A 25,569-nucleotide genomic window follows, 5' to 3' on the forward strand; every position below is an offset into this window, starting at 1 on the left:
TCATTAACGGATTCAGTTCCGAATTCAAGGATTAACTATGAAAGTATTTGTATATGGCGGCTCAGGACTCGTAGGCGGCCACCTGGTCACGGAATTATTAAAACAGGGGCACGAAGTCTTTGTTGGATCAAGAAAACCGGAAACTCAAAAGAGTGCCCCAAACGTTCATTGGGTGTTCGCCGATTCTAGCGAACTTACCAAAGGATTGGAAGTTTTGGAAAAAGTGGATGCCGCTTATTTTTTAAGCCCTCCTGGCCAAACCAACCAATATGAAATTCTTTCCCCATGGATTGAAAAAGCAAAACAAGTTGGCTTAAAAAAATTAGTGTTAATGACGGCTATGGGTGTGGAACACGCACCACCAGAAGCACCATTCCGCAAAACAGAGATTTTGTTAGAAGGGGCGGGGATTCCTTGGAATATCATTCGTCCGAATTGGTTTATGCAAAACTTCCATACCTTTTGGATCGCAGGAATCAAACAAGACGGCAAAATTTATTTCCCAGGTGGAAATGCAAAAACAAGTTTCATTGATGCAAGAGACATTGCTTCCGTTGCTGCAGTCCTTCTAACTTCTTCGAAAAATGACAATCAAGCTTTTGCTTTGACTGGGCCAGAATCTATTGATCACAACGAAGTGGCCGACCATTTAACCAAGGTAAGTGGAAAAACAATTGGGTATGTGGATGTGGATCCAAAAGTATTTGAATCGTCTCTCGTATCGGCCGGACTCACAAAAGACTATGCGGCTTTTCTTGTGATGATCGCTGGTGCCTTAAAAGATGGATTTGCATCTCCTATTCTAGATACAGTAAAAACTCTGACTGGAAAAGAACCGATCTCTTTTAGTCAGTATGCTAAAGACAATGCGAATGCTTGGAAATAGTTCCAAACATCAACATTAGATTCATCTTCCATTCGGAGAAAATTGATTTTTAATCCGCAAGTAAAACCCGGTTGGCAGCACCGCCAGTCGGGTCTTCTAATATATTTCTTAAAAGCAATTTACGGAATGGTAAAAATACCGACCCACTGACATTCACATGATTCTTATAGAATTTTTTTGTTGGGATGACTTTTTTCTGTTTCAAAGTTAGCGGATCATAAATATGTAACCCAGAGTTTCTTACCCAAACAAGTTCCCCCTCTTTCCAAAATCCCAATTTATGACCGTGAGTTCCCCATTTTGCTTTTTTCACATCGGAAAGATTGTCTGTATTGTACATACGAACTTCGCCAGTATCAGCTGCTGCCATATACAAATACTTTCCATTTTTCGAAAAACTAATTCCATAAGGAGTTGATGGGATGGAGAACTCTTGGAATGAGTTTGTTTCTACTTTATACAAATATCCCATTGGATTTCTTTTCTGAAAGGCTTCCGTATAACAAGCAATTAGTATTTGTTTTGATTCCGGATGGAATTCTGGTGTGTAAGGATAAAATTTTGATTTGTATTCTTTTAATTTTGTCAAATTTTGGTTTTGGATTTTGTATATAAAAGCAGTAACGTCCTCTGATTCATCGTCTTTTAGATCGGCATCCACAGCAAAACTGAAGTAACCAGTATTGTCTTCTTGTGAATATCCAATGGCCGAACTGATAGCGAAAGATTTTTTATCATCTTCTGTAATTTCAAAAATTGGTTCAACCACATCGATGGCGTTTGAGGACAAGTTCATTCCCATAAAAAAATACCGTTTGGAATCTAAAGACTTATGTTTGTTTTCGATTACAAATCCAGCACGCCCTGTTGTTTCATCATAAAACAAAAACTCGTATATGGTTAGAGGTAATCGTTTGCCTTTTGTCTCGATTTGTCCTACGAACTCGGCTACGTGGGTATTGTAATAGGACTCTAAGGGGACAGAGCGATAGATTCGCGTTTTTGACTCAGTATCATAAAAATACAATCCAGGTTCATCAAAATCAGCAGTCCTTCCTAAATAGAGCCACTTACCACCGTTGACAAAGAAGGGCTGATTGCCTTCCACAAATGTAGGTCGCACATTGAAGTCCGTCGCAAAAGAAAACTCTGATTCTACTTTCTGTGCAGATAAGGAAAAACTGAAAAGGAGGATTGGAAGATAAAAAAACAAGAATCGAATCATAATAGGCTCCTACCGTTTTGGCATGGTGGAATAAACTACAAGAGTTCCATTTTTTTACAACTATTGTTTATCATTATTTTATAAACAGGATTCTATTTTATTTAATTCCGCAAATAACCAATCTGCCGATGGTATTTCCTTACCATTGGCTGGTTTGATTCTGTAAGGAGTTCCCGTTAGAAACGATTTTGATGCCACTTTTTCTATAAAAAGTTTTGCGGTCCATTCTTTGGGATTTGGTGCAAAGAAGGAGTTTTTTGCTTCTTCTAATTTATAACGAAGGTGTTTCTCTGCTTCTTCCGGTGTATGAGTTTCACCATTACGAATAAAACTTCCTTGGATTTTTCCCACGCTTTTTAAAAGTTTTTCAATTTTTTGTTCTTCCTTGAGAGGCACACACGAATTTGTTTTTCCATAAAGAATTGGAATCTCAATAACAAATAAAAAAATAATGATCGAAACAAACCAAAAGAAACAACGAACTTTCATAAATACATCCTTTTTTTCTATTGATCCCAACAAGGTAGATCTAACAAAGATAATGATCGAAAAATAACAACCCAGATCATTTTTATGCAAGAAAGAATTGAAATCAAATAACGAAAAAAACAAATATACTGACTATAAGTCAGAAGTAAATGACTTCGGGTTACTCTAAATTGACCTGTAGTCAATAACCATTTTCTTCTAGCATATTTTTTTGGTTTTTCCTAAGCTGGAGGTATGAGCCGCGTGCCGATTGTAGAACGTTCCCCAAAAAAAAGAGCCGTATTGGAAAAAGATAAACTTTCCAAACGTACTACAATTCTCCAATCTGCGGCCTTCCTTTTGCAAAAAAAGATTGGGCAGAGCTTTCTATGGATGAAGTTGCCAAACGAGCAAAAATCGCAAAAGGCACTTTGTACTTATATTTTCCAACGAAAGAAGATCTTTGCCTTCGAGTACATAGCGCAGATTATGAAGCTTGGTTTCTGGATATGGAAGCATTTTTAACAGAGACAAAGATTATAGATGCTGACATTTTTTCCAAATGGTTTGTTGAATCAATGGATAGACATGTTCGATTTTTAAAACTACTTCCGATTGTTCCCACAATTTTAGAAAAAAATGCAAGTGTAGAAACCATTCGTGAATTTAAACGTAGTTTGAAAGAACAAATTTTTAGAATACTACCACTTCTCATCCAAACGTTTCCATTTCTAAATGAAAAATCAGGATTCTTATTTCTGATGCAGTGTCATGCTTTGGCTGTAGGTTCTTGGTCCCATGGATTTCCATCTAACCAAGTGAAAGAGGCAGTCAAAGAAGATGGATTGGATATGTTTGTTTTAGACTATAAAAGTTTTCTTCGAACATCCATTCTTACACTATTGAATGGAAATAAAAATACCTAACGAATTCCTGAATAGATTTGATTCATTATTTTTTGTTTTACACGAACATCGGTAATGGAATTTCTATTTCCATCCATCAGATCCATCTGAAGTAATTGGTCCCGATCACTATGATAAATGTATTTTTTGTCCTTAGTAATCAAAGATTTTTGGATTTCCGAATTCCAAGTTTTTAAAACTAAATTTGGTTCATAATTAGAACGAAAGAAGTTTGATTTTTGATGATATTCTTTTTGGATATTATTGGTATCCAATAAACTTAGCATTGTTTCCTTAAAATCTACAGACGTTCCCTGTTTTGGCTGGTAAACTTGACCTGATTTTATAAAATACAAAAGGAAAGGAACATCTGTTTCCTGATTGTATAACGAATAGTTGTGAGCATGGGCACCTTCTTCACCGAAAGATTCTCCATGATCTGCAGAAAGAATCAAAACAGTTTCACGATTGGAGTTTTCCTTCCAATAAGTTATAATCGAATCTAAAACTTCAATCTCTTCTTTCAATGATGCCTCATAACGTAATAAAGGAGATTTCCACTGATGGTTATTACTTTCGTTAGAAACAAAATAGGGACTATGTGTTTGGCTAAGTCCAATCAAAACAAATAAAGGAAGGTTATTTGTATCGTTAATTTGTTTCAAAGCAGAAAGAACCACATGGTCATCCATCCCCCAACTAAAAGAGGAATACAAAGATCCAAATTGTTTTTCTAAATATGTTTTATCGAATACTGATTGAAAGATATTCGGAAAAAACCGATCCATTCCTTCAAAGTAAATGGATTGTGTGTAAATCATAAAAGTTCGGTAGTTGTGTCTCTTTTGTAACTGAATGGGAAGACTCAAGTTCATTAGCGAATCATCCAATTGCAATCTAGAATGATTCAGTTGCGATTCTCCAGTCATCCAAGTAAATAGGCTTTTGGAAGTATGTGGCATTGGAATCCAAAAATGCGATCCTCCCAAGATGGAAAAATCAATATAACGTGATTGTAGGGAAGACAATTGTTTTCTTGAGACACCTTCCAATAATACAAAAACAAAATTTGGTTTTCCAGATACAGATTCCAAAACTGTTTTTCCTCTCTTCACCTGATGAGAGACCATTTTGTATTGGTGGGCATTCGAAACCTTCCATTCAGAATAAAAACTGATAGAAAGAATTAACAATATTCCAAACAATAAAGAGATTAAAATTTGTTTTCGAGTGTTACAGAAAACCAAATAGAATCCAAATCCTAAAACAACCCACTGCTTTAATTTCCATTGATATATAAAACTAAAGAAGTCAGCGTATAAAAGAGAGAGATGTTTAAAAAAATAAATTACAATATCAAAAGTAAGAGCTGTTTGGTAAACCTCTTGGTATCCTATAACAATTATATATAGAGTCCATAACGCCAAACGAAAACTAGTATTAATATAATCATTTTTCTTTTGTTTGTGTTTCAAAAATAATTCTAAAACCAAAACAAAAATTGTGAACGTAGTAATCAAAATTCCATGAAAATAATTCCAAACTCCAGTCGAAAAGGAAAAGGATTCATAAAAACAATATAAAAATAAATACAAAAAAAACATTGGTGACTTTTCAAAAGAAAGCCAATTTTGAAAAAGACTTAACTTATTTAACTTCAAAATCTACAAACGCCTTCTGCTGTTCCCCATCATACAATACTAAGGATTGTTTTCCACGAATAATTGGCAATCGTAAGTCTCCATTGGTGGAAGGTGTAAATTCTTTTTCTCCATTCCAGACAAGTTTTGGATCCTTTAAAGTTTTGATTTCACGAATTCTAATAGGAATACTTTGTGTTTCTCTTTCATAAGAAGGATGATACAAGTATACCTGCCCCATAGACGGATATACAAAACCAACACCTAACACAGAAGACTTGGCTCCTTCTTTATGTTTATCGCAAAACTCAGAATGAATGATTTTTTTTCTAACTCTCAAAACAATGGATGGACATTTTTCCAAAGCTAACTTTCCGGTCAAACGACAAAAACTTTTAGTTTCTGTAAAATTCGACGTATAATCTTGTTTAGGTTTGTCTTTCATCAAACTACGAAATATGTTTTGCACAATCCGTCCTGCACCAAATGATCCAGAAACATCCATTGTTCGTTCGCCTGAAAAGTTTCCAACCCAAGCTCCAACCACATAATTCTCATTAAACGCAACTGTCCACGAATTACGGTAATCTTTAGAAGTGCCTGTTTTGATTGATACAGGAAAAGGAAAATCCAAATAACTCCTTCTGCCAAAAGCTCGCTGCCGAAGTTTAGGATCTTTCAAAACAAACTTTATCTCTTCAGCAGTTTCACCAGAGAACAATCGTGTAGAAGAACCGTAATATAATGGTTTTTTATCAATTTTTCCAAGGCGAATTTTGGGGAGTATTCCATTCAAAGGAAATGATCCATAAGCGCGCACTAACTGGAGAAGGCTTGTTCCACCTGCCCCTAATGCAAGACCTGGTCCATAAAACTGAGGAGATTCTTTTAAGTGCGAAAATCCTGCCGCCAACAAAAACCGATAAAAGGTCGTGACACTCATTTGGTTGATTGCTGTGACCGCAGGAATATTCCGTGAGTTACCAAGTGCTTCTGCTAAGGTCAAATCTCCCCAATACCGAAGGTCTGCATTTCTTGGAAGATAGTTCCCTCCCTGGCCCAAAGAAAAGGAATATTTTTCGTCAGAGAAAATTGAATTTATATTGTAATACCCTTTTTCTATAGCAACTGCATATAACAGAGGTTTTAGCGTACTTCCTGCATCTCTATATGCCAAACTACCATTTACCATTCCATCCCCATCTTCAAAGAAATTTTTGGATCCGATCATGGCTTTGAGTTCTAACTCATCCTCTTTACCAGGGACACGTTCCAGTACAATTGCAGATGCATTGGATACATTCCATCTTGCTAATCCTGCTAATTCAGAATTCACAATCGAATGTAAATCTGAATTCAATTCTGAAGATAAGGAAGATACAAACTCTTCTGAAGGGACAGAGATCAACTTTCGGATCCAATTGAGAAAGTGATGGTTTTCGCCTTTCCAATGTTCTGTGAAATCATACTTACTTCTGAAATTGGGATCGACCGTCAGTTCGTTTGGATCTTTTAAAATTGGAATTTCGTAAGGAATTCGTTCGCATAAATTTTTATAACGAATCGAAAGTTCTTCCAACGTAGGTTTGTTTTTTCGTATCAAAACAGAAAGATAAACCGTCTCTTCAATCGATAAAAAACGAATGTGTTTTCCAAATAACGTAAGTGATGCGGATGGAAACCCAACAATATTGGAATGAATGGATACTGAATTTAAATAGGCTTCTAAAATTTCTGCCTTTGTCAGCCAGACTTCATACCGAAGTGCTTCTACCATTTCAAAAACTTTTCGCAGAAAAAATGGATACGAACGAATCTCGGGATTTTGTATCCGAACTAGTTGCATCGTAATCGTGGAAGCACCTCCTCGTTTCCCTTTTGAAAAAAAATACGAACGAAGTGAATTGGAACCTGCAAAAAGGTCAACTCCATGATGGGAATCAAATCGTTTGTCTTCTGCAATTTTGATGATTTCTGGAACGAAGTTTGGATACTCCTGAATACTTTCCCAATCCTGTTTAGTTTGGTTTAAGTTTTTTCCTCTTCCTATGAGAGTCCCTTCCTTCGTCAGAATTCGAACTGTTGAATGATTTCGAAGAGACTCAAAATAAATGGGCCTTAATAAAAATCCTGCTAAGGGGAATACAAGGCTTCCACCTAACAGAATATAGATAGCAACTGTTTTTTTAGAAATCACTCCACTTTCACTCGAATTGTGTTGGTATTTCCATAAAACTGCGGATGATACATCAAAAACGTTTTCGAGGCTGGCAGAATCGAATTTCCTTTTGCCACTGGTCTCAATATATAATTAAATTCTGTTTCCCCTCGCCCAAGTCTGTCTTCGGAAAAGATTACACGATCATCCCTATATTCTTTATATCCACCGTAGTAATTTTCAGTGACCTCTGTTTCCTCAGCATCAGAAGATTTTTCCGTCAAAAATGATGTGTTCACAATTTCAGTATTACTTGGAATTGGATCTACAATCATACCAAATGCCTGTTCGGTATTACTGAGTATTTTCACTTTGACAAGATAGGTTGATCCGCGTTGGAGGTTAGTCACTTCTTTCAAAATTGGATTACCGTTGGAATCCCTTCCATCAATTCGAAATAAGGTTTTACGGATTTCCAGACCATTAAACTTTTGTGTGGTGGTATCTTTTACGGGAACATACATCAATCTAGATTGAAAATACAATCTACCTTCAGCACTAGTGCGTTTGAAAAGTAATTGCCTACTTGATGGATCTTTTCCTTCAAAAAGCCGATCAAAGGTAATTTCTTCTTTAAAGATGGAGTCGGATGAGGCAGAAAAGGACTCATCAATTAAAGTTTTTTCACCAAAGATAACTTGTCCTTCAGTGTCAACGGAGGTCGACTCAAAACGATTTCTATATTCGGCTAACGCAAGTGCTATGGTGCCGACACTATGACTATCTGACCAATATTGATTTTGCCGATCCATCATAATCGATTTTACTAAATCTACAATACGCGGATTTTTAGAATCTACCTTAAGTAACAATCGTAAATAATTTCCAAGAACCGTTGAGGAACTGTAATAAGAATAATAATAATATTCATCCGAATTCTCTTTTAAAGGTTTAAGGGTGAATAATTCCTTTTCATAGGAAATGTATTTTGTATATTCTGCGAATAATTTTTTAAACACAGTATCCGATTCATAAGATTCAAGTTTATGTGTCTCGGCATAGGCAGCAAGAAAGATACCACGAGATTTTAGATTCAGTTCTTCAAAGTGGTCTATCAAAGTTTTCTCTAAGGAATGAATGTCCTTTTTGTCTTTCGAAAGTACGGAATAAATTAAACTTAGAGTTTGGTAAGAATTGATCGAAGTTTCAGTGGGATTTTTTACATAATTTTGTAAGTATTGAATTGCCGATTGGTATGCTTGCGGGTTTGATCGTTTTCCTTTGTCTTTTGCAATCTGCATTACCGAGGCGATGTAAGCAGTCAAATATGGATACCCAGTTCTACCATGACCTTTCCAAACTTTAAAACTTCCATCAGATGCTTGGAAGTCAGACATCTCATCTAAAAACAATTTTTCGATTTGAGTAAAATCATAAGAGTCTTTTGCCGGAGCTTTGTATTGGAATTCTTTTAACAACTCTCCTGCACTCAAAGAAAGCAGATATGCCGAAGTTCTTTGTTCCATACAAAAATAAGGATTAGATTCATAAAAGTCGAACGCAGATTTCAAAGCCGTAAGTGCAGTTCCCGACATACGAATGTCTAATGAACCTTTATTGAGTAAAATAGATTCTTTTTTAGGAACGGCAATTATAGTTTTGTGTTCCGAATCTGTATATCCTGAAAATTGAACTGATGTTACTGGATCAAATTCTTTGATAGGGATTGTTACCGCTAATGCATCAGAAAGATCCGATTTTTTCAAACCGACAAATTCAGAAACGTTTTCAGGTTCTACCGAGATTTGATAAGACAATTGGATTTCATCCTTGGGATGGTCAAGTTTTAGTTTGATGTACTGTGATTCTGAGATTTGGAATGTTTTAAGGACTTCTTTGGTTTGGCCTGCAGAAAGTTCAATCGATGACCAACCTTTATCTTCTGAAAGGAACTTAGAATCAATTTTATATTTAAACTTACCTTTTTTCTTCGTATTATTGGTGATACTACCACCTAACTCTAAACTGTCGCCAACTCGAATGAATCTGACAACAGTCTTTTGTAAAACCAAATTCTTTTTGACTATAAATTCCGAATTAGAAGCACCAAACTTTCCATTGGCGGAAGAGGCAACCATAACCCTGAATGTTGTTAAATTATCAGGTAAGGTAAAACTTAAGTCTGCATTTCCACTACTATCTGCAACGACTACCGGATTCCAATAAGCCGTGTGTCGAAAGTCTTTTCTCGCACCAGAATCTGATTCCGCAGAAAATCCACCTCCGGAATCTTCTCCGTAATCCCCTCCTGGACTATCCCCTTTGTTTTCGTATATATAATGTTTGATGATCATACTACGGAGTTCAAAAGTTTTAACAATACTATACCAATACTGATAAAACATTTGAACTGGGCTTTGAAAGGAATAACCAACTAAGTCGAGTACTCCGCGATCTGCCACAGAGACAGTGAGTTCCGCACCAGGACTCGATTGGATCGACAATTTCACTTGTTCTCTGGGTTGGTATTCAGATTTGTCAGTTTTGATCACAACGGGCGCTGTTCTGGATGCTAAATTTACTTTTAAAGTAACTGAACCCGTTTTGGCTTTTGGAGCACCTAAGTCCCGTTCGTTGAATTCTTGAATATCTTCTGCGGGAAGTCCCTCCGGCACCGGCAATCTTCCCGATAACATCACTACATTGACATCCACATTCGGAAGATACGCCTCCTCAATCGGGATTTCTAAAGGAGCGCTGTTTCCTTTCATCAAAAAAGATTTTTTAAAATACACTGAATCTCTTTCTACAGTGACAATAACTCTTGCATTTTGCAGAGGGGATTTAATTAAAATCTTTGCTTTGTCGCCGATCTTATATTCTTGTTTGTCAGAACGTAACTCGATGGAGTCATCCCCACGGAAGTCCCAAGTGTAATAAGATTCCTTTTCGTAAGCATAAAAATCCACTCGAGAAAAAACTTTGTCTCGATTTAGAATTAAAACCGTATAACTTCCAGGATTTTTAGCACGATAGTCAAAAGATACTCCCTCGGCCTTAGAAATCAGTTTTTTTGTCTCAACAACTTTTTTTGTTAGCTGGTTGCTTCGAAAAAAGAACTTTCCTAATCCCTGTGACAACACAGATGTCCAATCATTATAAATGATATATGCCTTTAACTCAGCACCAGCGACGGCTTTACCTTGTAAGTTAACAGCAATAGCCCCGAATTGAAACGGTTTGTCCAAAGACTGGTATCTATCATTACATTTTAGTCCTACATACGTTTCTGAAGGATTGTAAGGTATACTGGAAGATTTTGTAACAGACTTTCCATCTACATCAAATACAGACGATTCAACTACTAAGTTAAATGGATCCGCGATTTCAATATCTTCACCATCGGTAACAAATTTGCGGGTCAGTTCTTGCACCGGTATGTCCAATTGAAAAAGACCTTTACTATCCAAAACACCTTCGGAACCAGTTATATAATCCGAATTACCACCAGAATATTCGTCTTCGTAATCATACCAAGTATCGGAAAAGTCATAACTCGAAAAAACATCGAAGGCTATGTATCGTTTTCTTTTTAAGACCGAATAACTAACCTTAGCTCCTCCCATCGGAGCACCAAACATGTATTTACCTTCTACAGTTCCTTTCACGTTTTGATCTTTGTTTACCGCATTCGCTAAATTTACATTCACCATAAAGTTTACAGGACGAAATTCTTCTACTTGAAAGGTATCATAGGTGATCGAACCATCTTTACCAGGTAGGTAAACTGAAACGGAATAATGTCCGAGGGGTGCATCAGATGGAACGATATAACTTGTGGCCACTCCCCCTTGTGCCGTGGAAGTGAGGTTTGTATTGGTTACATCCTTTCCACGAGAATCTCGAATTTGTAAGTTTACAGATTTAGAAGAATAAGGAACCAACACTCCATTTTTTCTGTCTGCAAGGACTGCTTTGATCTCTACTCGATCACCGGGTCTGTACAACTTTCTATCAAAGTAAACTTTACCTTTTACATGATTTTCCGTATAATAATCACTATAACCTTCAATATGTGTTTCATTAAAATGAAGGAAGGCTTTATCACCAGAAAAATCCTCGGCAATTAACACAGATTTGTCGAATGACTTTGTATCACTGAGGGACGGCAGAGTACAATGTCCATCCTTATCGGTTTTACAAGTTCCGCGTAAGTTTCCTTTTTCATACAAACTTATATTGGTATTGGCAACGGGTTCTGCTTTGGAAAGACTGTGCACCCAAACATGGAGTGTATTTGGATCTAATTTGGTTGTGATTCCCAAGTTTGTGGATTGTAAAAAAACGGATTCTCTTTTAAACTCTTCTTTGTTATTTTCACCAATGACATTTGCACCTAACTGGAGTGCGATCCAAGCCTTTGTATTGGGTTTGGTTCCGAAATAATTGTCAATGTCCATCCCTTGATTACCAAAAAAATTGATTTTCAGACCAGACTTCCATACTGATTTTTTCCAAATCAATTGATTTTCATATTCATAATACTTGTCACCCAATGTTGCGATTGCATTCACAAGTACCGGAATCGATAATTCTGCAGATCTGATTTGAAATTCAGGAACATTCGAAATAGAAATAGGAAGTACTTTGTTTAAGTTGGATTCAAAGATATTCTCACGAGATAAATAAAACGAGGGTTTATTTGTCATCACTGGAAGTTTGAAACTAACAGGTGTTTCTAAAAAACAGTCGTTCTCCGCATAAAACTTTCCAATTTTGATTTCATATTCTATGCCTGGATCAAAATTCCAAGAATCAAGAGAAAATTCCCGACTTACGTAGTCAGAAAATTCAGTGCGAGGGTTGGATGGTTTTGGAGAAATTTGAACTGCGGATGCGAACTCTTGTAGATTGGTATCTTCTGTAACTGTGATGCGATAATCCCAAAGGTCTTCTAAATATTTTAGGTCTGTAGTGTCTAGTTTGACTTCGATACGGCAGCTACTTGGAAAGATGGTTCGTTTGATGGACCGAAAAAAACCACTGATAGAATTACAAGATCCAAGGAAAAAAAGAAAACCAAAAGCCAATACCAACTTACGCATGAGAACTCCGAAATTCGAATGTTCCCTGTTCTACGATGGACACGAGTTATTGCCAACTCTTTCCTGAATGAAATAGGAAATCTTTCTATATTTTTTTTAATGGGATCAGAATTTTCGCTATGCTTTTATCTTTTTGAAATTTGATTAATGACGATGTCCCTGTCTCAGATTAAAAAGCAGTTTTTCGAATTAAAGGCACCCAGTTCTTTTCCCATCGGGAATTACAAGGCTGAATGGCTTGGCCCCAAATGGTTCCAGGTCGGCGCTAGTTTCAGTTTGAATTTTATGTCCTTTCGTCATTGGTGGGGAAAATCTTTTGATGGTTCAGACATCGCCTATAATTTATTTTTACCACCACAAAATCCCGAATTCCAAATGCGTCATCCCATGAATTTGTCCATTGGGAAGTCGCGGCTTGACGGTAACCCAAGCCTAATTCTGGAATACACAAAAAATGCTCCATTTCCTTGGCCCTATTTCGTTGACGAATTTCGAGTTTTGAATGAAACGGATTTACTCGGAATGAACTACAGCAAATTAACACCCCAACTGGCGCTCCCTTTTCTCATTAGAAAATCCTAATCTAACCTGTTAGATCCATAAAAAAGATTCGTCCAATGGAGGGTATGCACCCACCTCCCCCTTCATTGGAAATGCAAATTCTCTCTGCAATGGAGGAGGTAATCTTTTCAGCAAGTTATCCTGATTTACGAATTCTTTATATAAGCCCTTCTACGGAAACCCTCACCGGGTATCCGGTTGAATACTTCACAAATGAACGCGATGTTTGGCGAGATTTAATCCATCTAGATGATCGATCGATCGTAGAACTTGCATTAACCTCTCTAAATGTTGAAGGTAAAATTCGAGTTCGTTATCGCATCCATACAAAAGACAAACAGACTAAATTTGTTCAATGCCAAGGTAGATTAATTCGAAACGAGTCAGGAGAAATTCTTCGCTTTGATGGAATCATCTCAGATATTTCTGAGTTATTATCTATACAAGATGTTTTTAAAAACGAATCCGTAGAAATCAAAGAACTGTTACTCGAAAATAACATTCTTTTTAATGGAAGCCAGGATTCTATGTTCCTTGTAGAAGTAATGGAGGATGGAGATTTTGTAATCCGTCGAGTTAATACCGCATACGAAAAATCCACTGGGGTTACTCAATCGTTCATACAAGGAAAAACTCCTATTGATTTGTTAGGTGAAAATTTAGGTACACCGATAATCAGGAATTACCGGAATGCACTAAAAGCGAAAACTACAATCTCTTATGAAGAAAGTATTCCCATGCCTGCAGGTACAAAAATTTGGACTACTGCTCTCACTCCGATTGAAGTGGATGGAAAATTCAAATTTATTGTCGGTGCCAGTAAAGACATTACAGAACAAAAACGTGCGGAAAATGCTTTAAAAGAATCTAATGAACGTTATGCTTTAATTTTAGAAGTTAGTTCCGATGGTTGGTTTGATTGGGACTTAGTTAATGATACGGTCATTTACTCACGTCGCTGGTGGTTAGAATTTGGCAATGATGAATCACCAGATAATACACCCATCAGTTATTGGAAAAGTTTGATCCATCCCGATGATGTGGATTGGGTAACTGAATTTTTAGAGAACATTCTACTCTCACAAAGAGAAACTTTTGAATTCAGTTTCCAAATGAAAAAAAGAAAAGGGAATTATGCTCATGTTTTGTCGCGATGTTATATTCAAAGAGATTCTTCTGGAAATAGAATTAGAATGGTTGGGTCAAATTCCGATCTTACAGAAACCAAAAAAATAGAATATACTTTGCGAAAAGCAAAAGAAATGGCAGAAGCAGCAAACATGGCTAAAGGTAATTTTTTAGCCAACATGAGCCACGAAATTAGAACTCCACTTAACGGAATCATAGGATTCACAGAACTACTACTACACTCTTCGTTAAGTGACGAACAAAAAGAATCCTTACGAAATATCCATCTTTCTGGAAAAAGTTTATTATCTTTAGTAAATCAAATTCTTGATTTTTCAAAAATTGATTCGGGAAAGATGGAACTTGAATTGATAAGCACAGATTTGACAGACTTAGTCCAATCCACTGTAGATCTTTTCAAAATTTCTGCTGCATCCAAAGCAATCCCTTTAGAACTCCATTTAGATTCGCACTTACCTCGATTTGTTTCCTTGGACCCATTACGAGTTCGGCAAGTACTCTCCAATTTGATTGGGAATGCAATCAAGTTTACTCACGAGGGAAAAGTAGAAGTTTCGGTAAAAACAATCAAACAAATTGACGACATCATTGATATCGAGTTTTCAGTTTCGGATACTGGAATTGGAATCGATGTAAATTCACAAACAAAATTATTTGATTCATTTTCACAAGCAGACACATCGATTACTAGGAAGTATGGTGGTACTGGACTTGGTCTCACAATCACAAGTCAACTTATCCAGAAAATGAATTCCCACTTGCGTTTCGACAGTGAACTTGGGAAGGGGAGTGTATTTAGTTTTGTTTTGTCATTACAAGTAAATGCAACTGGATCAGTATCATCCAACTTATTCGAAGAAAAACAAACATCTCCTGATGAATCGGTGATCGTTGAAAACAATCTAATTCAAAACGACATTTTGATTGTGGAAGATAATGATTTAAACAAAAAACTATTATCTAAAATGTTATTAAAAAGATATCCGAATATAAAACTAAGATATGCAATCGACGGTGCAGACGCAGTTAATCAGTTCCAACAAAAGATACCCGATTTGATTTTTATGGACTTACAAATGCCAATTATGGATGGTTATACGGCAACGATAGAAATTAGAAAACTTGAAAAAGGATCTAACAAAAAAACTCCAATCATCGCACTAACTGCTGGAGCTTTTTTTTCCGTAAAAGATACGGCGATGGAATCAGGAATGAATGACTTTCTCACCAAACCAATTTCCGCCGCCGATCTTTACTCTACTATTGAAAAATGGTTATCCTCAGGCCGCATGTAAAAGATACTCAAAAGCACTGATGGCAGCTTTTGCTCCCTCACCCATGGCGATGATAATTTGTTTGTAAGGAGTGTTTGTCACATCTCCACAAGCAAAAACTCCATCTACATTAGTTTTACATTTTTCATCGACGAGTATTTCGCCAAACCGATTGGTAGCCACTAAATCCTTCACAAAACTACTGTTTGGTACAAGTCCGATCTGAACAAAAACTCCATCAAGGGGAATGGTTTCTGACTTTTCTGAACTTCTATCTTTATAAGTAAGCCCAGTGACCTTCTCTGTATTGTTTTGAATTTCCATAGTTTGTGCTTTGACCAAAGTTTTGATATTCGAAGACTGAGCCACTTTGTCGAGTAACACTTGGTCGGCATTCAACCTATCACCAAACTCAATCAAGGTGACTGATTTCACGATTCCACTGAGATCCAGTGCTGCTTCTACACCGGAGTTTCCTCCACCAACCACTGCCACATCCTTATCTTTAAAAAACGGACCATCACAATGTGGACAATAGGCAACCCCTTTCCCAATAAAATCTTTTTCACCAGGAACATTGAGTTCACGCCATTTTGCACCGGTAGATAGAATTACTGTTTTTGTAACAATACGTTCTCCGGTATTCAAATGAATAGTTTTTAAATCCCCAGATTCAATTTTTAAAACGCGGACATTTTCTTTTTTTCGAATTTGGTTTTTCTCCAATTGTTCTGACAATACATGGGTGAGTTCTGGTCCTGTTGTATAAGGAATGGATATAATATTTTCTATCCCTAAAGTGTCCTTCACTTGACCACCTAACCTATCAGCAATGACGAGGGTTTTTAATCCTTTCCGTGCAGAATACACTGCTGCTGTTACACCAGAGGGACCTCCACCAATCACCGTTACGTCATAAATATCGGATGGATTGGTGGTATTGGAATTTTTTTCTTTTGTTTCAGGAACAGAATACAATTCCAAAAGTTTATCGAAGATAACGGATGCTTCTGCTTTTCCTGAAAGGAATCGTTTTCCATTTAGAAAAACTGCGGGAACTCCTTGGATATTTTTTTCTTTTACAAGATCTGGATACATGGCCCCGTCGATCATGTTATGCGAAATGAAAGGATTCACGAGGGCAAAACTATTAAGTGTTTGAACCACTTCGGGACAGTTATGACAATCAAGAGAAATAAAAGTTTCAAAGTGTAAGTTTTCTTTTAGTTTAGATACAGCAGAAAGAATACCTTCTTCCAATTTGATCGGGTTTCCACCGGACTGAAGAATTGCTAAAATCAATGATGTAAATTCATGGCCCATAGGAATTCCTGAAAATTCAATTCCTGTTGGTTTTCCTTCTGATAGAATGGAAAAAAGAAGACCATCATTTTTATCCGCAGAATGTTCTAAAGAAATCTGAGAACTTAAAGAGACGATATCATCTAAAAACTCAATCAGCTCCTCTCGTTTTTCATGATCTCCCGAAAACAATCGTATGTTCACTGGATTTTTTATTCTTTCGAAGTATTGTTTTACTTGTTCTTTTGTTGATTCATCTAACATAATAACCTCCCGATTTAGGCGGGTTTTATCCCGCCTAACTTAGTTTAGATTTTTCCTACCAAGTCAAGGCCTGGTTTCAAAGTGGAATTACCTGGTTTCCATTTTGCAGGACAAACTTCGCCGTCATTGTTTGCAACGTACTGGGCTGCTTGTACCTTACGAACGAGTTCTTCTGCGGAACGTCCAATCCCAAGATCATGGATCTCAGCAGTTTTGATCACACCTTCTGGGTTCACCACAAATGTTCCTCGAAGTGCTTGACCATCTTCTTCAATCATAATTCCAAATCCTCTAGTGATCTTTCCGGAAGCATCACCTAACATTGGGAATTTTATTTTTTTGATAGTATCACTTGCTTCGTGCCAAGCTTTGTGAACAAAGTGTGTGTCAGTAGAAACGGAATACACTTCCACTCCCATTTTTTGGAGTTCAGCATAATAGTCTGCTACGTCGCCAAGTTCCGTTGGACAAACGAAGGTAAAATCCGCCGGGTAAAAGACAAAAACGGACCATTTTCCGAGGACATCTTTTTTGCTAATTTTTTTGAAAGCACCGTTATGGAAAGCTTCCGTGGTAAAGTCAGGAATTTGAGTGTTGATATTGGACATTGAATATCCTCCTTTGTTGTTAAGAAGAATATACTCGAAAATAGATCATTTGTAAAATAAATACTATAAATGATCAGATTTATAAAAGCTATCGAAAGATTTTAATCTAATCTTGGTTTAAAGACACACCGATGATTTTAAATTTTTCTCTAGAATAGTATTCTTTGGGAATCACACCAAGAATAAGACTTGTTAGTTTTTTTAAAATTTTGGTTTTGTAAAATCCCTTTTTATATACCAAACTGATCTCCCGCGCAGGCTCTGGGGAATCAAAAGGAACAATCCGATCCGAGGTTTTTTCGACAGAGAGTTTGGGCAAAAGGGTAACACCTATCCCCATATCCACCATACGTTTCAGGGTTTCCACGCTTCCACTTTCAATTTTTGCAAGCGAGTTACGGTTACATATTTTTAGGGACTGGTGGCGAAAACAATGCTCTTCTCCAAGCACGAGTAAAGGATACTTTTCGATATGTTTCATGGAAACAGATGCAGATTTTTCTTTGGTATTTTTTGGATAGTATACTACAAAGGGTTCATAATATAGCGGGTGTTCGACGATATTTGGAATTTTAAGTGGGGTTGCGAGAATCCCTAAATCAATTTCCTCTGATTCCAATTTTTCAAGAATTGTTAGAGTAGGTAATTCCGAAATTCGAAAGTTTACTTTAGAAAATTCGGTCTGTAAACTCTGGTAAATAGACGGAATCAAATAATTACTTACAGTTGGAATGATTCCAATAGAAATACTTCCAGCTGGTTCATCCTTCCACTGACCGGCAATTTCATAGAGTTTGTCAGCCTCTTTTAAAGTATTTTTGGCCTGATCGACAACGGCTTTCCCTAATTTGGTTGTAATGACTGGATTTTTCTTTCGATCGAACAATTCAAAACCAAGTTCCTGTTCCACTTTTTGAATTTGTAAACTCAACGTAGGTTGTGCAACTAAACAATGTTCGGCGGCTTTTGCAAAACTTTTGAACTGATCCAAAGCAACGATGTATCGAAGTTGAGTGATTGTCATTTAGCTTCTCTCCAAAAAATTTACTAAACTATGTGAGAGATTGAAAATCAACTTGCATTCTCTCTTTATACAACTATCTTTAGCCGATAGTGATGAGATCCCTCTCATTTATTTTCCCCATTTTGCTTACCGCGGTTTTTTCGCTTTCTTCGGAACCACTAAAAGTAAGTTCAGATTACCTAACGACCCTGTCGCAAGGCTGGACATTTACGTCCCAAGGCGAAACAAAACCAATCCAAGTCGGAAAAGGTCTCTCTTTGCAAGGAATGAACCCGCCAGTTCACGGGTCTTACAAAACCAATTTTTACTACGAACCAAACAACAAACCACTTGGTATCTACTTAGACCGGGTCCAAGAGGTCGACAAACTTTTTGTCAATGGTGTTTTGTTAGGAGAAACCGGTAGTGTCTCTGCGGATGGATTGTATTCTCCCAACTGGTATTACAAACGTTTGTATTTTATACCTAGTTCTGTTCTTAAAGTAAACGAAGTCAACGAACTAGAACTAGAAATTCATTTTCGGAACAAAACCTTTCAAGGGGGACTATTCCGAAAAATTCCCGTTATGGGAAACTACGAACAATTACAAGAATTCATTATCAAAGAAGATGGGAGAGATTTTTGTTTTATCATGTTGTTTTTTGGAATTGGAGCTTACCAAATTTTCTCCATAGTATTAAAAAGACAGGTAAAAGCCAATTTTTACCTTTTATTGTCTACACTAATATTTGTTATGTGGAGACTTCCTTTATTAAACATTAGTTATACATATACAAATTTTTCTTTTTTCTTTTGGTTAAAGGTTTTTTTTACAGCTCAAACTTTACTTCCTGTTTCCATCTTTTTATTTAGTTATTCTTTATTCCAAACCAAATTCCACCTAAAAGAAAGGTTGTTAGTGTTTTTCCTTCTCTGTCTGGCCTTTGTGCAAACTTGGGAAATCCAAATTCCTACGAGGATTTTACTACTCCGAATTTGGGAATTTTCTTTGTTGTTAGTTGTCTTCTTTATCATCCGAGGGGTCATTCGAGCTGCGAAAGCAAAAAAAGCAGAAGCTTACTTTTTAGCTGTCGGATTTATTTCTATCTGTATTGGTGCCACTATTGATATCATCATCGATGTAACTTCAGGAAAAAATATCTATTTAACACAATATGGTTTTTTAATTCTGATGATTCTTTCAGGAGTTGCCATCTCTTACCGACATGCAAAAAATGAAAAAGAACTTTCGATACTAACAAAGGATTTGGAGATTCGTGTCCGCGAAAGAACCATCGAACTTAGAGAAAAAAATCAGGATTTAGAACAAGACTTATTCTTTGCTTCTCAACTCCAAAGTTATCTTTTACCGAAAGAACATCCCAATACAATCGGGATTCGAATCCATACCACCTACCTTCCTATGAAACAAGTGGGAGGGGATTTGTACGACTGGGTAGAACTTGATGACCATCGCCTGCTTTTGTTAATTGCTGACGTAGCCGGACACGGTGTTCCCGCTGCCTTTGTATCTTCCATGGTAAAGGTACAATTTAGAGAATCAACAAAAAACATCAACTCACCCAAAGATGTTTTAGAGCACATGAACCAAGCCTTGACATCACTTGTCAGTAGATATTTTATTACGGCTTGTTGTGCACTCATTGATACAAATGAAAAAACCATCACTTTCTCGTCGGCAGGACATCCCAATCCCCTCATTTACAATCGAGTCGCAGGAAAATTCGAATTTATGCATATAAGAGGGCCAATCATTGGATGGCGAGAGTCCTTTACTTATGGAGAATGGACTCATAAAATGGAAATCGGTGATCGGTATTTCTTTTTCACAGATGGAGTGACAGAAGCTCGTGCAGAAAATAAATTGTTTGGTGAAAGCAAAATACTTGATCTACTAGAGAGAGGAAAAGACAAGGATATAAAAACATTGTCTCAAGATATCATTGTTCAAATATCGAAATTTTCAGAAGAAGAACTCAAAGACGATGTCACTTTTTTCTTTATTGATGTAACATAAATTAAACCCATGGACTCCTCCACCTATTCAGTTCTGATCATCGAAGATGAATATCCTGCAAGGATGCTCATGATGGATTACATTATGAACTGTTCCGAGTTAAAACTTGCAGGGATAGCGGAAAGCGGTGACAAAGCACTGCACCTTCTCCAAGAAAAACAATTTGATTTAGTTTTTATGGACATCAACCTTCCTGCTGTCAATGGAATGGATATTTTAAGAAAAGAACATAACAAATCCACTTTTTTTATAATCACCACTGCTTATAGCGAACATGCTGTCGAAGCCTTTGATTTAGATGCGACCGACTATTTACTTAAACCCTTTTCCTTTGAAAGATTTCGAAAGTCTGTTGATAAAGCCTTACGTTTTCTGCAGGAATCAAAACAAATCAAAAACTCTTCTAAGGAAAAGTTAACCAATCTCAAAATCCAGTCAGATTCTGCTGTGTTTCTTTTGCCTTTTCAAGACATCCAATTCATTTCTGCAAATAACAAAAGTTGCGTGATCCATACATCACAAAAGGACTACGAAACTGCAAAATTACTTAAGGAAATTGAAGAAAAGTTACCATCCACACAATTCATTCGAATCCATAAAGGTTTTTTAGTTAATTTGGATTATGTGACAAGTCTTCGTTATGACAAGGGTGGATCCTATACCATCCAACTAAAAAACGAGGATGAAACCACCCTCCCTGTTGGCCGTTCTTTTGCTCAAAATCTAAAAGAAGCACTTAAATTGTAATTAATTCAGATTTCACTCCGGAATATGTAGCGTTCATTCCGAGTTAAGTAGTTAATCATCGTTAGTATAATTATTCCGTTGACCAAACCCATAAAAATGGGATTTGGACACAGACGGAGTCTTTTTATGAAACATTTTTTTGCCACTATCAGTATCTTTCTTTTGTTTTTAGGTTTAGTCAATTGTGCCTCTTCTTCCGTTGGAATCGCTACAAGCAACAAACCGATCCCAAACACACCTTACGAAACAGTGAAAACTGTAGAGAAAACCTTTACATGGTATGCGCTAGACTTTATCATCTTTGGTCTGCCATTCACAGAGCCACCTATTACTGATTTATACGAAAGAGTTATGGAAGAGGATGCTGGAGACGCACTCGTTAACATTCGTTACTGGAACGACAAATCTATTTTTGGTCCATTAACACGTTATCGATTCACTATCAAAGGTGACTTAGTTCGTTTTCCATCACAATCAACGATTAAAAGCAAAAAATAGTATCAAGAATGAAAACCTCTATTCTCAAATTCTTTATAAGTTTCATGTCGGCCTTAATCATGGCGGTGGGCTGTATCGGATCCCATGTCCCTAAAGAAATTCATTTATTTGATTCGGCGACAGTTGTCCGTTCCACAGAATATAAAATTCTCGGCAAAGGTAAAGGACAAGACTCTGCTTTCTATTTACTCGGAATGTTTCCCGTCACAAAAGCACCTAATGTAGAATTGGCGATGAGTCAAATTTTAGAGAAATATCCCACTGGAAAAACTTTAATCAATATAAAAATCCAGAGAGAAGATAAAGCTTATTTTCCGCTTGGACTAGTAACCGTGGTAAACGTAACTGCGGATGTAGTTGGCCAACCAGAAGAGACGGAAACACCTGGAACCAAAGGTACGAAATGAAACGCTTAACAGGTATCAGTTTATTCTTCATCGCACTTACTATCAATTGTGGACCAGGTATTGATCGAATAGATACGAACGATGCACAAAGCCAAGTGTATGCTGCTGCGAAATTTGCTTCCGAAAAATGTGGGAATCCCATTCCCAATCCACCTTTGTTAGTCCTGAATAAACCAATCCAAAGAAATTTGGATTTGTGTACGATTGCGATTACACGTACAGAATGTCCTTTTCTTGGATATCCTTTACCCTGTACGCTCATTTATCTCGAACAAGAAACGGGAGATATCCCTTGGTATTTAAACTTCAATGAAATCAGCAAAACTCAAATTAAATAACCGTATCTTATTTGGGATTTTTCTTTTTTGTTTTGGATCCCCACTCTTTGCAGTGAGTATCCGAGCTAAATTGATCAATCCGAAAAAGGAAATTGCAGAAAAGAACTTATCGGTTCTAATTTTTGAAACGAAAAAATTTGCTCAAACTGATGCAGAAGGAAATGTTACATTAGATTTTCCATCTGCAGGTGACTACACCTTGCGTTTGTTACGTGACACTGGGATACAAGAAATAAAAATCTCTGTGGGATCCGAAGATGAATCGAGAACCATCTACACCGAAAAGAAAACAAGTGCTCCAAAAACAGGAATCGTAGTTGAAGGAGAACGAGAAAAAACTGTGTCCTCTCGTACCAAGGTTCGTTATGAAGAAATCAAACGGATGCCAGGAACTTTTGGGGAAGCTCTTCGTGCTTTAGAAACCCTTCCTGGTGTCATTCCCAATATAGGTTTTGGTGGTGGTGCTAATGGTATCATCGTTCGTGGTGCCAACCCCAATGCCAATACATATCTTTATGATGACCTTCCAATTTTGTATCCCTTCCATTTAGATGGCCTAACATCTGTGATCCATAACGATTTAATCAAATCTATCGACTTATATTCAGGTGCTTATCCAGCAAACTTTAATAATGCGACAGGTGGTATCATTGAAATTGAAACTGTTGACTCTGTTCAAAAAACGAAAGGTGCTTTTCAAGTTTCTTTATGGAATACAACTGCGTATGCGGCGACACCCACTTCAGGTGGTAAAGGATATCTTGCAATTGCTGGCAAACTTGGATATTTGGATAAAACATTAGGTGCGACTGGACTTCTACCGGAAGGGATTCGTCTTCCGCGTTATAACGACTCTCAAATCAAATACGTTCATAACTTTACACCGGAACACCAAATCTCTTTTTATAACCTAACTGCGCAAGACAACTTTGCCATTGATGTGCCGAACAAACCAGCCAATGACCCAACATCTTCGGCACTGGCCCTTCTAAGTGGAGCAAAAGCAAGTTTTGGTCAAAGTTTTCGTACTACAGCCCTTCGCTATACTTGGATTCCAGGTGATAAGTTTCAAAATCGTATAACATTAATTAACTTTGACCCAATTGGTGAATACAATGTTGGTTTTGGATCCATCCAAGGAAAACAATACCAAAGGGGCAGTTACGTTGGTGTACGTCAAGATGCGTATTGGACAGCTGCAAGGTTTTTAAAAGTTGATTTTGGAACTGAAGTTAGAAAATTTTCTTTTAGAGATTATGGAACTGAAGTGGCATTACGTGATCCAACCAATCCATCACCTAACCCATACAACTCGGCAAGTCCAGATTTTGTTGGCAGACCTATTAGTATCCAAGGAAATTCTCCTTACTACAATGCATATACGACACTTCACTTTAAGTTCGGAAACTTTCTTTTTGAACCGGGTGCTCGTTATGATTATATTCAAGTCACAGGTAATGGTGCCTTAACACCAAGGGCTACTGCATCCTACACATTCCCTGAAGTTGGGAAGGGAATGACTGTTTATGGAAGTGGCGGAGATGTTTCTAGATTTCCACTTACTACGAACTTCAATTCAGAAACAGGAAACCCTGATTTACGATTCGAAAGAGCAAGAAAAGTCAGTGCTGGTATCGATCAAAAAATTGATCAAGTTTGGCAAGTAAAAGTGGAAATGTTTAAAAATCAGTTCACTGATACCATCATTGATGATCCTTATGTATCATCTCCTGTTGGCTTAAATCCAGACAAAGGTCAATGGTTAACACAACCTATCGTCGCCAATCGACCGTTAAACTATTCAAATCGTGCTACTGGATGGTCGCATGGATATGAACTTCTAATTCGTAAAAATGCACGTCCTGGAACGAGGGATTGGTTTGGTTGGATTTCCTATACCTGGTCACAGTCTTTTCAAAACACAAATTTATACCAAATATACGAGGGAGATAATTCTCAAATTGGTGGAATAGAAAGAAAAATCCTAGCAGCATATTTTCCAAATTCAAAAGAACAACTAGCACCATGGGACAGAACCCATGTCGCAAACTTTATTTATGGTTGGAGAATGAGTGAAGGTTTTCAAATCGGTGGTCGTTGGAGTTATTTAACATCAGTACCATCACGCCCAGTTGTTGGTGATGACGGCGGTAAATTTTCAAATCCACTCAATGGCCTCACCTACTGGAACCCACAGTATTCGAATAATCCTTACACATCCGAATATGGTTACGTGAAACGCGGAACCGATTTTCACAGATTTGACATTCGTTTCGATATTTTTGAAAATTATTCTTGGGGATATATGAACTGGTATTTAGAAATCGTAAACGTTTATATGAGAAAAAATAAAAACGGATATGACTTTGATAATTCAAGACCATTTTCAGCAACAAACCCAAAACAAAACGATACTTTTGGAACCTTAGAACTGCCAGGTGGAACAGTAATTCCATTCTTCAATATTGGTATGGAGGTACATTTCTAATGAAGTATTGGATCTTTCTTCTTTGTGTTACAGTGACCTTCTCTTGTGCTGAATCTAAAAAATTTGAAGATTCCTATAAAGAGACAATTTTACTACAATATCTTCTCACGCAGAATGCTCCACAAGAGACATGTGAGTCAATGATTACAAATAAAGATTTATGTTTCAAAGCTTATGCTCAATCGGTCGGGGTAACTTTTACAGAAACTACATCAAATGTAAAAACACTGACTTGCCAAGGATTGATTTCAAATTCTGCTTATAAAGATATGTCGGGTATTGCACAAACATGTGCATTCAATTGTCAAGTAACTGACTGGAAATCAAAAACCAATTCTGGAATTTGTTCTCAATCGACAATCTCTGCACTGATAGAATCTAGTCTAACTTCTAGTACTGCAATTTCATGTTTGCGATCTTGTTTTGCATCGACTAACAATCAAATAAGTACAGATCAGATTCCATTATATTTATTATTTAATAACATTCAAAAGGGAGAATAGT

General features: G+C 36.9%; 19 protein-coding genes. 11 read left to right on the top strand and 8 right to left on the bottom strand.

Going from position 1 to position 25,569, the window contains the following annotated elements:
• Positions 1-37: 37 nt before the first annotated feature.
• Positions 38-886 (top strand): NmrA family NAD(P)-binding protein, encoded by an 849-nt coding sequence (locus tag LEP1GSC199_RS06230; RefSeq protein WP_002979119.1) that lies wholly within the window; start codon positions 38-40, stop codon positions 884-886.
• Between the two features lie 49 nt (positions 887-935).
• Here the strand turns inward: LEP1GSC199_RS06230 and LEP1GSC199_RS06235 are convergent, their stop codons facing one another.
• Together LEP1GSC199_RS06235 and LEP1GSC199_RS06240 are read right to left on the bottom strand one after the other, a co-directional pair.
• Positions 936-2,111 carry a YncE family protein gene (locus LEP1GSC199_RS06235; RefSeq protein WP_002979213.1) on the bottom strand — a complete coding sequence of 392 codons (1,176 nt, stop codon included), beginning with the start codon at positions 2,109-2,111 and terminating at the stop codon, positions 936-938.
• 78 nt (positions 2,112-2,189) lie between these two features.
• Positions 2,190-2,600: a DUF5329 family protein gene (locus LEP1GSC199_RS06240; protein WP_002979159.1), complete on the bottom strand. Its 411-nt coding sequence runs from the start codon at positions 2,598-2,600 to the stop codon at positions 2,190-2,192.
• A 368-nt stretch (positions 2,601-2,968) separates the two neighbouring features.
• Here LEP1GSC199_RS06240 and LEP1GSC199_RS06245 point away from each other — a divergent pair, with 368 nt between their 5' ends.
• Positions 2,969-3,505 (top strand): TetR family transcriptional regulator, encoded by a 537-nt coding sequence (locus LEP1GSC199_RS06245; RefSeq protein ID WP_002979232.1) that lies wholly within the window; start codon positions 2,969-2,971, stop codon positions 3,503-3,505.
• Here the strand turns inward: LEP1GSC199_RS06245 and LEP1GSC199_RS06250 are convergent.
• Genes LEP1GSC199_RS06250 through LEP1GSC199_RS06260 form a run of 3 tightly spaced genes read right to left on the bottom strand, consistent with a single transcriptional unit; the run spans position 3,502 to position 12,387 of the window.
• Positions 3,502-5,145, bottom strand: coding sequence for a sulfatase-like hydrolase/transferase (locus LEP1GSC199_RS06250; protein ID WP_232420678.1), 1,644 nt, complete (start codon positions 5,143-5,145; stop codon positions 3,502-3,504). The two genes, LEP1GSC199_RS06245 and LEP1GSC199_RS06250, sit on opposite strands and share 4 nt — an antisense overlap.
• Entirely contained in the window at positions 5,132-7,321 is a 2,190-nt protein-coding gene (locus LEP1GSC199_RS06255) for a transglycosylase domain-containing protein (RefSeq protein WP_002979117.1), read from the bottom strand. Before LEP1GSC199_RS06255 ends, LEP1GSC199_RS06250 begins: the two co-directional genes overlap by 14 nt.
• Positions 7,318-12,387 carry an alpha-2-macroglobulin family protein gene (locus tag LEP1GSC199_RS06260; RefSeq protein ID WP_002979226.1) on the bottom strand — a complete coding sequence of 1,690 codons (5,070 nt, stop codon included), beginning with the start codon at positions 12,385-12,387 and terminating at the stop codon, positions 7,318-7,320. The genes LEP1GSC199_RS06255 and LEP1GSC199_RS06260 overlap by 4 nt, the downstream gene beginning before the upstream one ends.
• 147 nt (positions 12,388-12,534) lie before the next feature.
• On the opposite strand from LEP1GSC199_RS06260, the gene LEP1GSC199_RS06265 reads away from it, so the two are divergent.
• Together LEP1GSC199_RS06265 and LEP1GSC199_RS06270 are read left to right on the top strand one after the other, a co-directional pair.
• Positions 12,535-12,969, top strand: a complete 435-nt coding sequence (locus tag LEP1GSC199_RS06265; protein ID WP_002979123.1) for a hypothetical protein — start codon at positions 12,535-12,537, stop codon at positions 12,967-12,969.
• Positions 12,970-13,013: 44 nt separating this feature from the next.
• Positions 13,014-15,392, top strand: a complete 2,379-nt coding sequence (locus LEP1GSC199_RS06270) for a PAS domain-containing protein (protein ID WP_002979189.1) — start codon at positions 13,014-13,016, stop codon at positions 15,390-15,392.
• Here LEP1GSC199_RS06270 and ahpF read toward each other — a convergent pair.
• From ahpF to LEP1GSC199_RS06285, 3 genes are all read right to left on the bottom strand, one after another.
• Positions 15,378-16,937 (bottom strand): alkyl hydroperoxide reductase subunit F, encoded by a 1,560-nt coding sequence (gene ahpF / locus LEP1GSC199_RS06275; RefSeq protein WP_002979222.1) that lies wholly within the window; start codon positions 16,935-16,937, stop codon positions 15,378-15,380. The two genes, LEP1GSC199_RS06270 and ahpF, sit on opposite strands and share 15 nt — an antisense overlap.
• 44 nt (positions 16,938-16,981) lie before the next feature.
• Complete coding sequence (ahpC, locus tag LEP1GSC199_RS06280; RefSeq protein WP_002979255.1) at positions 16,982-17,545, bottom strand: alkyl hydroperoxide reductase subunit C; 564 nt, start codon at positions 17,543-17,545, stop codon at positions 16,982-16,984.
• Between the two features lie 106 nt (positions 17,546-17,651).
• Positions 17,652-18,569, bottom strand: a complete 918-nt coding sequence (locus LEP1GSC199_RS06285; protein WP_002979197.1) for a hydrogen peroxide-inducible genes activator — start codon at positions 18,567-18,569, stop codon at positions 17,652-17,654.
• Positions 18,570-18,661: 92 nt separating this feature from the next.
• Between LEP1GSC199_RS06285 and LEP1GSC199_RS06290 the strand changes: the two genes are divergently transcribed.
• The 7 genes from LEP1GSC199_RS06290 to LEP1GSC199_RS06320 all read left to right on the top strand — a co-directional run bounded on the left by LEP1GSC199_RS06290 (position 18,662) and on the right by LEP1GSC199_RS06320 (position 25,568).
• On the top strand, positions 18,662-20,587 hold the full coding sequence (locus LEP1GSC199_RS06290; protein ID WP_002979245.1) for a PP2C family protein-serine/threonine phosphatase: 1,926 nt from the start codon (positions 18,662-18,664) through the stop codon (positions 20,585-20,587).
• Between the two features lie 9 nt (positions 20,588-20,596).
• Positions 20,597-21,334 (top strand): LytR/AlgR family response regulator transcription factor, encoded by a 738-nt coding sequence (locus LEP1GSC199_RS06295; RefSeq protein WP_083901923.1) that lies wholly within the window; start codon positions 20,597-20,599, stop codon positions 21,332-21,334.
• 126 nt (positions 21,335-21,460) lie between these two features.
• Complete coding sequence (locus LEP1GSC199_RS06300; protein ID WP_002979216.1) at positions 21,461-21,832, top strand: LIC20211 family lipoprotein; 372 nt, start codon at positions 21,461-21,463, stop codon at positions 21,830-21,832.
• A gap of 59 nt (positions 21,833-21,891) precedes the next feature.
• On the top strand, positions 21,892-22,239 hold the full coding sequence (locus tag LEP1GSC199_RS06305; protein WP_002979191.1) for a hypothetical protein: 348 nt from the start codon (positions 21,892-21,894) through the stop codon (positions 22,237-22,239).
• Entirely contained in the window at positions 22,236-22,577 is a 342-nt protein-coding gene (locus LEP1GSC199_RS06310; RefSeq protein ID WP_002979133.1) for a hypothetical protein, read from the top strand. Before LEP1GSC199_RS06305 ends, LEP1GSC199_RS06310 begins: the two co-directional genes overlap by 4 nt.
• Complete coding sequence (locus LEP1GSC199_RS06315; protein WP_002979199.1) at positions 22,549-25,065, top strand: TonB-dependent receptor plug domain-containing protein; 2,517 nt, start codon at positions 22,549-22,551, stop codon at positions 25,063-25,065. The genes LEP1GSC199_RS06310 and LEP1GSC199_RS06315 overlap by 29 nt, the downstream gene beginning before the upstream one ends.
• Positions 25,065-25,568 carry a hypothetical protein gene (locus tag LEP1GSC199_RS06320; RefSeq protein ID WP_002979153.1) on the top strand — a complete coding sequence of 168 codons (504 nt, stop codon included), beginning with the start codon at positions 25,065-25,067 and terminating at the stop codon, positions 25,566-25,568. Before LEP1GSC199_RS06315 ends, LEP1GSC199_RS06320 begins: the two co-directional genes overlap by 1 nt.
• Position 25,569 lies beyond the last annotated feature (1 nt).

The sequence above is a fragment of the Leptospira vanthielii serovar Holland str. Waz Holland = ATCC 700522 genome (assembly GCF_000332455.1).
Lineage (GTDB): Bacteria > Spirochaetota > Leptospiria > Leptospirales > Leptospiraceae > Leptospira_A > Leptospira_A vanthielii.